This window comes from Variovorax sp. GW821-FHT09D07 (assembly GCF_059416345.1).
The window spans coordinates 114,757-127,198 of the sequence record NZ_JBWKOY010000006.1; the positions used below are offsets into that span (position 1 = coordinate 114,757).

Annotated in this window: 11 protein-coding genes; 9 read left to right on the plus strand and 2 right to left on the minus strand. The window is 69.6% G+C overall.

Annotated features, from left to right (window positions below; all coding sequences use genetic code 11):
- Window positions 1–21 precede the first annotated feature (21 nt).
- Window positions 22–636, minus strand: a complete 615-nt coding sequence (locus AC07OX_RS21785; protein ID WP_495262434.1) for a CDP-alcohol phosphatidyltransferase family protein — start codon at window positions 634–636, stop codon at window positions 22–24.
- A gap of 86 nt (window positions 637–722) precedes the next feature.
- Between AC07OX_RS21785 and ruvB the strand changes: the two genes are divergently transcribed.
- The 3 genes from ruvB to AC07OX_RS21800 all read left to right on the plus strand — a co-directional run bounded on the left by ruvB (window position 723) and on the right by AC07OX_RS21800 (window position 3,944).
- On the plus strand, window positions 723–1,787 hold the full coding sequence (ruvB, locus tag AC07OX_RS21790) for a Holliday junction branch migration DNA helicase RuvB (RefSeq protein WP_062482092.1): 1,065 nt from the start codon (window positions 723–725) through the stop codon (window positions 1,785–1,787).
- Window positions 1,788–1,797: 10 nt separating this feature from the next.
- Window positions 1,798–2,757: a CDF family Co(II)/Ni(II) efflux transporter DmeF gene (gene dmeF, locus AC07OX_RS21795; RefSeq protein ID WP_307584342.1), complete on the plus strand. Its 960-nt coding sequence runs from the start codon at window positions 1,798–1,800 to the stop codon at window positions 2,755–2,757.
- A gap of 119 nt (window positions 2,758–2,876) precedes the next feature.
- Window positions 2,877–3,944, plus strand: coding sequence for a hypothetical protein (locus AC07OX_RS21800; protein WP_495262433.1), 1,068 nt, complete (start codon window positions 2,877–2,879; stop codon window positions 3,942–3,944).
- Between the two features lie 15 nt (window positions 3,945–3,959).
- Here AC07OX_RS21800 and AC07OX_RS21805 read toward each other — a convergent pair whose 3' ends face one another.
- Entirely contained in the window at window positions 3,960–5,711 is a 1,752-nt protein-coding gene (locus AC07OX_RS21805) for a lysoplasmalogenase family protein (protein WP_495262432.1), read from the minus strand.
- Window positions 5,712–5,805: 94 nt separating this feature from the next.
- On the opposite strand from AC07OX_RS21805, the gene AC07OX_RS21810 reads away from it, so the two are divergent.
- From AC07OX_RS21810 to AC07OX_RS21835, 6 genes are all read left to right on the plus strand, one after another.
- Window positions 5,806–6,675, plus strand: coding sequence for a UDP-2,3-diacylglucosamine diphosphatase (locus AC07OX_RS21810; protein WP_062482079.1), 870 nt, complete (start codon window positions 5,806–5,808; stop codon window positions 6,673–6,675).
- Window positions 6,676–6,824: 149 nt separating this feature from the next.
- Window positions 6,825–8,027: an acyl-CoA dehydrogenase family protein gene (locus tag AC07OX_RS21815; RefSeq protein WP_495262431.1), complete on the plus strand. Its 1,203-nt coding sequence runs from the start codon at window positions 6,825–6,827 to the stop codon at window positions 8,025–8,027.
- Window positions 8,028–8,039: 12 nt separating this feature from the next.
- Window positions 8,040–9,191, plus strand: coding sequence for an acyl-CoA dehydrogenase family protein (locus AC07OX_RS21820; protein WP_495262430.1), 1,152 nt, complete (start codon window positions 8,040–8,042; stop codon window positions 9,189–9,191).
- Window positions 9,192–9,195: 4 nt separating this feature from the next.
- Complete coding sequence (locus tag AC07OX_RS21825; RefSeq protein ID WP_495262429.1) at window positions 9,196–10,710, plus strand: acetyl-CoA acetyltransferase; 1,515 nt, start codon at window positions 9,196–9,198, stop codon at window positions 10,708–10,710.
- Window positions 10,707–11,486: an enoyl-CoA hydratase-related protein gene (locus tag AC07OX_RS21830; RefSeq protein WP_495262428.1), complete on the plus strand. Its 780-nt coding sequence runs from the start codon at window positions 10,707–10,709 to the stop codon at window positions 11,484–11,486. Before AC07OX_RS21825 ends, AC07OX_RS21830 begins: the two co-directional genes overlap by 4 nt.
- Before the next feature lie 20 nt (window positions 11,487–11,506).
- Entirely contained in the window at window positions 11,507–12,337 is an 831-nt protein-coding gene (locus AC07OX_RS21835) for an enoyl-CoA hydratase/isomerase family protein (RefSeq protein ID WP_495262427.1), read from the plus strand.
- Window positions 12,338–12,442 lie beyond the last annotated feature (105 nt).

A 12,442-nucleotide genomic window follows, 5' to 3' on the forward strand; every position in this document is an offset into this window, starting at 1 on the left:
ATTTATTTGTATGGGGGTGTTTCAGGCGGCAGGCGCCTCGGCCTCGGCCAGGGCGCGGCGGATGCGGTTGGCGACCGTCCAGGCCACCAGCGCGGCCAGCAATGGCATCAGCAGGGCGGTCCAGCCCGGCAGCGGCCCGCCGAGGGCGACATACAACCCGAGCGCGCCGAACACGAAGGCCCGGTCGCTCTTGCCCATCGGCCCGTCGTAGCGGCGCGAGGCGCCCACCGTCGGGCCCAGCGCGCCGGCGAATTCGCTCAGCCCGGCCAGCACGATGACCGTGCCGACCCAGAACGGCGCGAACGGCGCCACCAGCGCGAAGGGCAGGTAGAGCGCGGCGTCGGAGACCACGTCGGTGAGTTCGTTGAGGAAGGCGCCCAGCCGGCTTTGCTGGTGGTGCTCGCGCGCCAGCATGCCGTCGATGGCATTGAAGGCCATGCGCAGGAACATCCAGGCGGGGATCAGGCCGAAGGCCGCCAGCGAGGGCGCGGCGAAGAACAGCCAGAGCCCGAGCACGACCGACACCGCGCAGGCCGCCAGCGTCACCTGGTTGGCTGTCACGCCCATCGCATGCAGCCGGACCACGAGCGGTCGCAGCATTGCCTGGAAACGCGGTTTCAGTTCGTAGATGGACACGTTCTGACTTCCCTCTCTTGTTATGTTCTCCAAGCATTCTGCCAGTGTGGCCAAGGACTAAACTCATCGCCGCAGCCCCATTCCAAATGACCATCCAGACCGACGATTTCGCCCCCGCCCCGCAACGCGTGGTGTCCGCCGCCCCCGCCTCGCCCAACGAGGAGGCGATCGAGCGGGCGCTGCGGCCCAAGCTGCTCGATGAGTACGTCGGCCAGGCCAAGGTGCGCGAGCAGCTCGAGATCTTCATCGGCGCGGCGCGCAAGCGCAAAGAGGCGCTCGACCACGTGCTGCTGTTCGGCCCGCCGGGCCTGGGCAAGACCACGCTGTCGCACATCATTGCGGCCGAGCTGGGCGTCAACCTGCGCCAGACCTCGGGCCCCGTGCTCGAAAAGCCCAAGGACCTGGCGGCGCTGCTGACCAACCTCGAGCCCAACGACGTGCTCTTCATCGACGAGATCCACCGCCTGAGCCCGGTCGTCGAGGAAATCCTGTACCCCGCGCTGGAGGACTACCAGATCGACATCATGATCGGCGAGGGCCCCGCGGCGCGCAGCATCAAGCTCGACCTGCAGCCCTTCACGCTGGTGGGCGCCACCACCCGCGCCGGCATGCTGACCAACCCGCTGCGCGACCGCTTCGGCATCGTGGCGCGGCTGGAGTTCTACACGCCCGAGGAGCTGGCGCTCATCGTGCGCCGCAGCGCGGGCCTGCTTAAGGTCGAGACCGACGCCGCCGGCGGCTTCGAGATCGCGCGCCGTTCGCGCGGCACGCCCCGCATCGCCAACCGCCTGCTGCGCCGCGTGCGCGACTACGCCGAGGTCAAGGGCAACGGCCGCATCACCGAGGACATCGCGCACAAGGCGCTGGCCATGCTCGACGTCGACCCGCAGGGCTTCGACCTCATGGACCGCAAGCTGCTCGAGGCCGTCATCCACCGCTTCGACGGCGGCCCGGTCGGCCTGGACAACGTGGCCGCCAGCATCGGCGAAGAGCGCGACACCATCGAAGACGTGATCGAGCCCTACCTCATCCAGCAGGGCTACCTGCAACGCACGCCGCGCGGGCGCATCGCCACGCTCGCGGCCTACCGCCACCTGGGCGTGGTGCCGCCCTCGGGCCGCGCCGACGGCCCGGACCTGTTCGGCGCCTGAAGAGAAAACCATGCACACCCACGACCTGAGCGCCTGGCAGCACGACCACCATTTCGGCGCCGGCAATGCCGCCGCCGAACGCAGCACCCGCCTCGTGATGTGGATCACCGCCGCCATGATGGTGGTCGAGATCGGCGCCGGCTGGTGGTTCAACTCCATGGCGCTCCTGGCCGACGGCTGGCACATGAGTTCGCACGCGCTGGCCATCGGCCTGAGCGCCTTTGCCTACGCCGCCGCGCGGCGCTACGCCCGCGACCCGCGCTTTGCCTTCGGCACCTGGAAGATCGAGGTGCTCGGCGGCTTCGCGAGCGCGCTGCTGCTGCTCGGCGTCGCCGCGCTCATGGTGGTCGGCTCGCTGGAGCGGCTGTGGTCGCCCGTGGCCATCCACTACCCCGAAGCCATCTCGATCGCGGTGCTGGGCCTGGTGGTGAACCTGGTCTGCGCGCGGCTCTTGGGGCATTCGCATGACCATCACGGCCATGACCACGGGCACGCGCATGACCACCACCACGGCCATGACCACGCGCATGGCCACGACCTCAACCTGCGTTCCGCCTACCTGCACGTGGTGGCCGACGCCGCCACCTCGGTGCTCGCCATCGCGGCGCTGCTGGGCGGCTGGTTCTACGGCTGGTCCTGGCTCGACCCGGCCATGGGCATCGTCGGCGCCGTGCTCGTCGCCGTCTGGGCCAAGGGCCTGCTGAAGGAAACCGGCAAGGTCCTGCTCGACCGCGAGATGGACCACCCCGTCACCGCCGAAATCCGCGAAGGCGTTGAGACGATGCTGGCCGACTCCGAAACCCGCGTGGCCGACCTGCACGTCTGGCGCGTCGGCCGCGACGCGTACGCCTGCGCGCTCACGGTGGTGACGCATTCGGCCACGCTCACGGCGGACCAGGTGCGGGCGTGCTTCTCGATGCACGAGGAGATCCGGCACTCGACGGTGGAGATCCAGCGCTGCGCTGAGTAGAGGAAGGGTTCCGCTGTTGCAGCCATCTCCTGTCTGTCCATGAGAACGATGGCTCCGGTCTGCTTCAGAAATTCACGTGGACCCGTTTCCCGTGAGCGAACGCAAATCGGCAGCGCTGCATGAACTTCCTTGATGCTTCTTGCGCCAGGACAGGTCTCGGCAAAGCGCTCAAGTCACGAAACAGCACCTGGATCGTTCTCGGCGCCATGTTTCTTTTCAGCCTTTCGGGTTGCAGCGTCCGCAAGGATTCGCCTGAAGAGCGCATCGGCAATTTCCAGTTCCAGTACGTGGATTTCACGGGCTACTTGCGTCCGGCTGATCCTTCGTACCTCATCGTCCGCCATGGCCGCCTTTTCCCGAAGGAGGTGAAGGCGCCTGATGAGACAGGTCGATTCATCGCGATCGAAGCACGTTTGGCGGGCCCCCATCCAACATGGCTTGTGAGCAGTGCTTCCAATTTCTATGTCCTCAAGGAAGCAACGGATGGTTCGGTCGCGGTCACTCCGCTTCCGACCACGGCAAGGGCGATACCGAATGCATGGATCGCCAACGGAATTGCCGCCACCCGACTCGATGCGGGCCGTTGGTTTGTTCACGACGCCAGAACGCATGAGCTGACGAATGGAAGAGCGCCGCCATACACGGGGCGAATTTTCGATGAGCGCTCGCTCCAGATTCAGTTGCTGCCGCTTCAATCGATTCCCGGGGTGGATTTCGATCTGGACGAAATCGTTTCGGTGTCGCCTGACAACAGCACGGCAGCTTGGTTCTCCTATCTGTTCTCATCAGGGGAGAAAAAAGGCGCTCTCACCGTCGTCGACAAAGACGGTGAAACGATGCCGTTCACCAAGTTGGATCCACAGCTCTACGACGATGCATCTCCCCTCAACGATGCCTGGACGCCGTGGTTCAACACCTTTGCCAGCTGGCGTCGCACGAAGGAAGGTCGCTGGGTCGTCGATATCGACCACGAAAAAGTGGCGGAACTGGTGGAAAAGCGGCGCCGAGAGAAAGAGGCTGAGGACGCTTGCCGCAAGCGTCAGCTCGAGCGGCCACTCGACTTGCGCGAGACCTCGACGACGGGGCCAGTCGCCGCCGTGGAGTCGATTCTGGACTGCGATCCGAACGCCGGAAAAAACGCACATCGGCTTCCCTTGCGCCGCAATGCAACAGATGGTCGCTTCTGATAGGGCGAGCGAAATCTACCCCCTTCGAGGAGATTTCGCATGCCGCACGATCAGCATCTGCGCCGTGTAGTACGTTGCCAGCACCCACAGCGACGCCAGCGGCAGCGGCGACACGAACCGGTTGATCGCCAGCAGCGCGTCGCTCAGCATGAAGAAGCAGGCGCCCACCGCCACCCACAGCGCGGCCGGGTCGCTTGAACGCAGCACCGCCGCACGCCCGATGGCCTGCGCCGCCATGCAGGCGATCACCACCACGTAGAAGCCGACCGGAATGCGCAGCGCCACCGGCAGGCCGCCCTGCCACAGGAAGGCGTACATGCCCGCGCCGATCAGCAAGGTGGCCGCCAGCGCGCGCGGCCGCGGGAACAGCCCGACGCCGATGCGGAACAGCGCGATGTACGCCAGGTGCGCGAGCAGGAAGCACACGAGCCCGGGCACGAAGAGGTTGGCCGGCCCCATCAGCAGCACGTCGCCCGCGAGCGAGAAGACCAGGCCGGTCAGCAGCAGCGCATCGAAGCGCGCGACGCCGCCGGGCTGGCGTTGCGCGCGGCGGGCCGCGAAGGCGATGGCGATGGCCAGCGCCAATGGCTTGAAGAGGAGGTGCAGCCAGCCGATGCCCAAGGCCGCGCTCGCCGTGGCCAGCGCGGCGGCCTCGACCAGCAGCACCTCGGTGACCGACAGCCGCCCCTGCAGCACCGCGCCCACGGCCCACAGCCCGGCCGTCAGCGCGGCCAGCCAGACGGCGGCCTGCGGCAGCGGCAGGGCGTCGGAGAACCACAGGAACACCGTCACGCCGGCCAGCAGCGCGAGGAACTGCAGGCCCGCGAACCATTGCACGCCGCGGCTCACCACGGGCTCGTAGCGCGTCACCTTCGCGATGTCGAAGGCGGGCTTCGGGTAGCGCGCCGCCACGTCGGCGGGGCGCCAGCCGGGTGGCTTGAACCACACGCGCAGCTTGTCGGACCAGCGGCGCGCATGCCATGAATCCCTGGCGAGTGCCCAGTAGACCTCGGCGTTGGCCCACAGCGGGTCCCAGCTTTTCAGCTCGCCGCGCGTGCCGTACACGCAGCGCTCGTCCTCCTCGCGGAAGGTGCCGAAGAGGCGGTCCCACACGATCAGCACGCCGCCGTAGTTGCGGTCCAGATACGTGTCGTTCACCGCGTGGTGCACGCGGTGGTTCGAGGGTGAGCAGAACCAGCGGTCGAACCAGCCGAGCTTGCCGACCTGTTCGGTATGCACCCAGAACTGGTAGAGCAGGTCGATGAGCGCCACCACCACGAACACCAGTGGCGGCACGCCGGCCACGGCCATCGGCAAATAGAAGATCCAGCCCAGCAGCGCACCGCTCGAGGTCTGGCGCAGCGCGGTCGACAGGTTGTAGTGCTGGCTCTGGTGGTGCACCACGTGCGCGGCCCACAGCACGGCCGACTCGTGGCCCATGCGGTGCAGCCAGTAGTAGCAGAAGTCGTAGAACACCAGCGCCAGCAGCCAGCCGTACCAGGTGGTCCAGAACTCGCGCGCCGCCTCCTGCGGAAAGAGCGCCACCGCCGAATACACGGCCGTGTAGATGCCGATGCGCAGAAGCCCCGTGAGCACCGCGCTGATCTGGCTCAGCATGCCCAGCCCGATGCTGTTCACGGCGTCGGCCAGGCGGTAGGTGTCCTGCCCGGTGCCGCGCCGGGCACGCGCGCGGCCGACCGCGAACTCGATCGCGATCAGCAAAAAGAACACGGGAGACACGAGAACGATGATCTGGCCAGAGCGCATCGTCCGATTGTGGCGTTGCCCCGGTGCCACGCGTCACCGGGATGTCACGGAGTCGCCATCGCGCGGTCATGCGCGGATGCGAACCTGCCGGACCATGCAACGCGACGACGCTTTCCTTCGCGCCTGGCGCGACACCGCGATCCAGCCTCCCGAGCCGGAGGACGACGATGCGGCGCGTCCGGCGCTGCGCTATCGCACCCTCTGGATCTCCGACCTGCACCTGGGCACGCCCGGCTGCCAGGCCCGGGCGCTGCTCGACTTCCTCAAGCACACCGAGTGCGAGACCCTGTTCCTGGTCGGCGACATCATCGACGGCTGGCAGCTCAAGCGCCACTGGTACTGGCCGCAGGCGCACAACGACGTGATCCAGAAGCTGCTGCGCAAGGCGCGCAAGGGCACGCGCGTGATCTTCATCCCGGGCAACCACGACGAGTTCGCCCGCAAGTACCTCAACCACAACTTCGGCGGCATCGACGTGGCCGACGAATGGATTCACGAGACCGCCGACGGCCGCAAGCTGTGGATCATCCACGGCGACCTGTTCGACGGCGTGATCCAGTGCGCCAAGTGGCTCGCCTATGTGGGCGACTCGCTCTACGAGTTCACGCTCAAGCTCAACCGGCATCTCAACTCGCTGCGCGCGCGCATGGGGCTGCCGTACTGGTCGCTCTCGAAGTACCTCAAGGGCAAGGTCAAGCGCGCCGTGAGCTACGTCGGCGATTTCGAGAACGCAGTGGCCCGCGAGGCCCGCAACCGCGGCGCGCAGGGCGTGGTCTGCGGCCACATCCACCACGCCGAGATGCGCGACATCGACGGCATCCTGTACTGCAACGACGGCGACTGGGTGGAAAGCCTCACCGCGCTGGCCGAGCATGCCGACGGCACGCTCGAGATCATCGACTGGGCGCAGCACATGCCCGTCGGGACGCAAGCGGTGCCGGCACGCGAAGCGGTCGCGGCCTGAACGTCCGGCCCTGCACGGGCCCCGACGGAAGAACTGAAGAAAAAAGCGCTCACCGCCATGGTGGGGCGCCCACGTTCGTCCGATCCGACGATGCCGCGCCGGCGCGCGCGCCGCACACTTGCCGGGTGTGAACCCTGTGAGACAACACCATGGCCTGGACCCTCAGCGCGGCGGAGACCGCGTTTCGCGACGAGGTTCGCGACTTTCTCGCGCGCGATCTGACGCCTGAGCTGCGCGCCGCAGGGCGTCGCTGCTCCGGCATCTTCACCGACTATGCCGACGGCAACCGCTGGCACCGCGTGCTGGCCCGGCGCGGCTGGAGCGTGCCGCACTGGCCGGTGGAACACGGCGGCACCGGCTGGACGCCGATGCAGCACTACCTCTTCGCCAGCGAGCTGGCCGCGGCCGACGCGCCGCCGCGCGCGCCCATGGGGCCCGGCATGGTCGCGCCGGTGATCATCGCCTTCGGCACCGAGGCGCAGAAGCAGGCCTGGCTGCCGGGCATCCGTTCGGGCGAGGATTATTGGTGCCAGGGCTATTCCGAGCCGCAGTCGGGCTCCGACCTGGCCTCGCTGCAGTGCAAGGCGGTGCGTGACGGCGACGACTACGTCATCAACGGCACCAAGATCTGGACCACCCACGCGCAGTACGCCAACCGCATGTTCTGCCTCGTGCGCACCGCCTCGGGCGGCAAGGCGCAGCAGGGCATCAGCTTCCTGTGCTTCGACATTCCCCAGGCCGGCCTGACCATCCGTCCGATCATCAGCATCTCGGGCGACCACGAGCTCAACCAGGTGTTCTTCGACGACGTGCGCGTGCCCGCCAGCGGCCTCATCGGCGAGGAGAACCAGGGCTGGACGGTGGCCAAGTACCTGCTGCAGCACGAGCGCGGCGGGGCCTGGGCGCCGATGCTGCGCGCGCGCCTGCGCCGGTTGTGCGCCGCGGCCGACAGCGCCTTTGCTGCCGCGGGCGACACCGCCGCCGACGAGGCGCGCGAGATGGCGCTGCGCTTGGCCGAGATGGACTGCGCCATCGATGCCGTCGAGGCCACCGAGCTGCAGTCGCTGCGCGCCCAAGCCCGCGGCGAGCCGCACGGCATCCGGCCCTCGATGGGCAAGGTGATGGGCTCCGAGCTGCGCCAGCGCCTGACCGAACTCGGCGTGGAGATTGCCGCCCACTACGCGGCGGCCGACCTACCCCTGGACGACAGCCTGCAAGGCGCGCTGCCCGTGCCCGAGGAGGCGGTGTTCTCGATGTCCGCCTACCTCAACGATCGCGCCGCGTCGATCTACGCCGGCTCCAACGAAGTGCAGCGCAACATCATCGCGGCGCAGTTGCTGCAATCACGCTGAGGCCCGCTTCCCATGACCACCCTCACCGACCAAGACGACACCCTCGCGATGCTGCGCGACAGCCTCGCGCGCTACCTCGACGACCAGCATGGCTTCGAGCAGCGACTTCATGCGCTGGCCGCCGCCGACGATGCACCGCCGCCGTTCTGGCAAGGCCTCGCAAGTGACCTCGGGCTGCTGGGCGCGGCCCTGCCCGAATCGCAGGGCGGACTGGGCCTCGGCCTGGCCGCGCACCTCGCGCTGCTGCCCACGCTGGGCGGTGCGCTCGCGGCCGAGCCGTATCTTTCGACGCTGGTGATCGGCGCCGGCCTGCTGCAGCGCCACCCGGGCGTGCAAGCCGATGCGCTGCTCGCGCGCGTTGTCGCGGGGCAGGCCGTGTTGGCCTTCGCGCACGACGAGCCGCACAGCCGCCACGCACGCGACGACGTGCGCACGACGCTCGTGCGCGAGGCCGACGGGCGGCTGCGGCTCGACGGGCGCAAGGCCGTGGTGCAGGCCGCGCCGTGGGCCAGCCATGTCATCGTCACGGCGCGCAGCGACAAGGGCTTGTCGTTGCTGGTCGTGCCCAAGGACGCGCCCGGCGTGCAGCTGCGCGCCTACCGCACACGCGACGGCGGCCGCGCGGCCGACATCGCCTTCGACGCGGTGCGCCTGAACGCCGATGCGTTGCTCGGCGAGGAAGGCACTGCGCTGCCGCAGATCGAACAGGCGCTCGACGAAGCCACGCTCGCGGTCTGCGCCGAGTCCATCGGCATCCTGCGCCGGCTGATGCGCGACACGCTCGACTACGTGCGCCAGCGCAAGCAGTTCGGCGTGCCGATCTCCAGCTTCCAGGTGCTGCAGCACCGGCTGGCCGACATGCACATGGCGCTCGAACAGGCCGATGCGCTCACCGCCAGCGTGGGCGAGGCACTGGCCGCGGGCGCCGACGCGGCCTCGCGCGCCCGCGCCGTGTCGTCCGCCAAGGTCGCGGTCGCCAAGGCCTGCCGCGCCGTGGGGCAGGGCGCGGTGCAGCTGCACGGCGGCATGGGCATGACCGAAGAACTCGCCGTCGGCCACTACGTGCGCCGCGCCACCCTCATCGAAGGCCAGTTCGGCCCGCCCGCGTGGCACCTGCGCCGCGTGGCGCAGCTTCAGCAACAACAACCTCTCTCACAGCACTAACCCCATGACAGCACTGGACGACCGCACGCCGGTCATCGTCGGCGTCGGCGAGATCACGCACCGCACCAAGGAGGCCGCCGAAGGCCTCGAACCCATCGAGCTGATGGCGCGCGCCATGCGCGCCGCCGCACAGGACAGCGGCGCCGCCGCGCTGCTGGCCGGCCTCGACTCGCTCGACGTCGTCTGCGAGTACTCGTGGCCCTACACCGACGCGCCCGCGCTGCTCAACGAACGGCTGGGCTGCAGCCCGGCGCGCAGTGTCTACGGCGTCACCGGCGGCGAAGCGCCGGTGCGCTACATCCACGAAGCCGCGCTGCGCATCGCGCGCGGCGAGAGCCAGGTGGCGGCCATCACCGGCGCCGAGGCGCGCTACACGGTCGATGCCGCCGCCAAGCTCGGTATCCCACTCGACTGGACCCCGCGCGACGACAGCGTGAAGCTGGTGCGCGGTACCGACATCTGCCACCCCGTGGCGATCCAGCTCGGCGCGGCCATGCCGACCACCATCTACCCGTTCTACGAAAACGCCGCGCTCGCCCACTGGGGCCAGACGCCGCGCCAGGCGCAGGACGAGTCGTCGCGCCTGTGGGCGCGCTACTCCGAGGTGGCCGCCGCCAACCCCTACGCCTGGCTGCGCAAGCCCTTCACGCCCGAGGACATCGCCCGCGTCGACGCGGCCAACCGCCTCATCGCCTGGCCCTACACCAAGCACATGGTGGCCAACCCGCTGGTCAACATGGGCGCGGCCGTGCTGCTCACCAGCGTGGGCCATGCGCGCGAACTCGGCATTCCCGAAGACCGCTGGGTCTACGTGTGGGACGGCGCTGCCGCGCGCGAGCCGCGCGACTACCTGCAGCGCGACCAGTACCACCGCTCGCACGCGCAGGACCTGGTGATGGAAACCGTGCTCGCGCAGGTCGGCGGCGACGCCTCGGCCTTCGAGATGCTGGAGCTGTACAGCTGCTTCCCCATCGTGCCCAAGATGGCGCGCCGCACGCTGGGCCTCGCACCCGAGGCGCGCATGACCTCCACCGGCGGCCTGAGCTTCTTCGGCGCACCGCTCAACGACTACATGACGCACGCCGCCGCCGGCCTGGTGCGCGCGCTGCGCGCCGCGCCGAAGGGCAAGGCGGCGCTGCTCTACGGACAGGGTGAGTACGTCACCAAGCACCACGCGCTGGTGCTGGGCTCCAGCCCGCCGCCGCAAGGGCTTCCGAAGCCCGACTACGACGTGCAGGCCGCCGCCGATGCGCGGCGCGGCCCGGTGCCGCCGCTGGTGCTGCAGTACGCCGGCGCCGCCACGCTGGAGACCTTCACCGTGGTCTACGGCCGCGACGGCCAGCCCTCGCAGGGCATCGTGATCGCGCGCACGCCGGCCGGCGAACGGCTCATGGCGCGCGTCGAGGCCACGGACGCGGCTTCGCTGAAGGTGCTGACCGACCTGGACCGCAGCCCCGTCGGTTGCGGCGGCATGGTGACAGCGGGTACCGATGAACTCTTGAACTGGAGCGTGTCATGAGCGCAGTGACTGTCGAACGTCTGCCGGGCCACGTCGCCCTCGTCATCATCGACCGCCCCGAGGCGCGCAATGCCGTCAACGGCGACGTGGCCTCGGGCCTCGAAGCCGCCGTCGATGCCACCGAGGCCGACGACGACATCCGCGCCGTGGTGCTCACCGGCGCCGGCCGCGAGGCCTTCTGCGCGGGCGCCGACCTGAAGGAAGTGTCGGCCGGGCGCGGCAGCGCGTTGCGCACCGAGCGCGGCGGCTTCGCGGGCTTCGTGTACCGCGAGCGCAGCAAGCCGTGGATCGCCGCCGTCAACGGCAAGGCGCTGGCCGGCGGCACCGAGCTCGTGCTGGCCTGCGACCTCGTCGTGGCCGTGCGGCAGGCCGCCTTCGGCCTGCCCGAGGTGCTGCGCGGGCTGATCGCCGCAGCGGGCGGGCTGTACCGGCTGCCGCGCGCCATTCCGCCGAACATCGCGCTCGAGCTGATCCTCACGGCCGGCCAGCTCGATGCCGAGCGCGCGCACGGCTTCGGCCTGGTCAATCGCCTCGTGGCTGATGTCGATGGGCTGCGCGAAGCCGCGCTGGCGCTGGCCGCCGAGATCGCGCGCAACGGTCCGGTGGCGGTGCGCCAGAGCCTGCGCGTGGCGCGCGAGGCGAACAGCGGGCTCGACGAGGCCGCGCTGCGCGCCCTCACGCGCGACGCCTTCGAGCGCGTGGCCGCGAGCGAAGACTTTAAGGAAGGCCCGCGCGCCTTCATCGAAAAGCGTGCACCGCGCTGGAGCGGTCGCTGAACCCAGAGAAAGAGACCGCCATGCCCGACAGCGAAGCAGACGACGACATCCTCATCGACCGCAGCCGCGCAGGCATCGCGCTGCTCACGCTGAACCGCCCCGCGCGCCTCAACGCACTGAGCCAGCCCACGGTGCGGCGCCTGTGCGCCGCGCTCGACGCACTGGCGCAGGACGACAGCGTGCGCGTGCTGGTGCTCACCGGCGCCGGGCGCGGCTTCTGCGCCGGCTGGGACCTCACGACGCCGCTCACGCGCCGCGACGACCAGCCGCTCGATGGCGAGCCCTCGGTGGCCGACCTGATGGCGGGGCAGGAGCTGTTTGCCGGCATGGTGCGGCGGCTGCGCGCGCTCGACAAGGTGGTGATCGCCGCCGTCAACGGCGTGGCCGTGGGCGCGGGCTTTGCGCTCACGCTGGGCGCCGACATCCGCGTGGCCGCGCGCTCGGCCTCGTTCCACGTGGGCGCGGTGCGCATCGGCCTCACGGCCGGCGAGTGCGGCATCAGCTACCACCTGCCGCGGCTGGTGGGCGCCTCGCGCGCCTTCGAGCTCATGCTCACGGGTCGCCCCGTGCCGGCCGACGAGGCCGAGCGCATCGGCCTGGTCGCCGCGCTGGTGGACGACGAGGCCCTGCTGCCGCGCGCGCTCGCCCTGGCCGCCGACGTGCTGCGCAACAGCCCCTACGCCACGCGCCACACCAAGCAGCTCATGTGGGCCAACCTCGAGGCGCCGAGCCTCGACGCCGCGCTCGAGGTGGAGAACCGCGCCCAGGTGCTCGCGCTCAAGACAGAGGATTTCCGCGAGGCCGCCGCGGCCTTCGCGGCCAAGCGCGCGCCCGTCTTCACGGGGCGCTGAACCGTCTTTCCGCGCTTTCGTCGCTTCCGACGATGCGACGCCGGCGCCCGCGCGCCAAGATGCCTTCACACAACAGGCCGCCGGGTGCGCGCCAGAGGAGACACA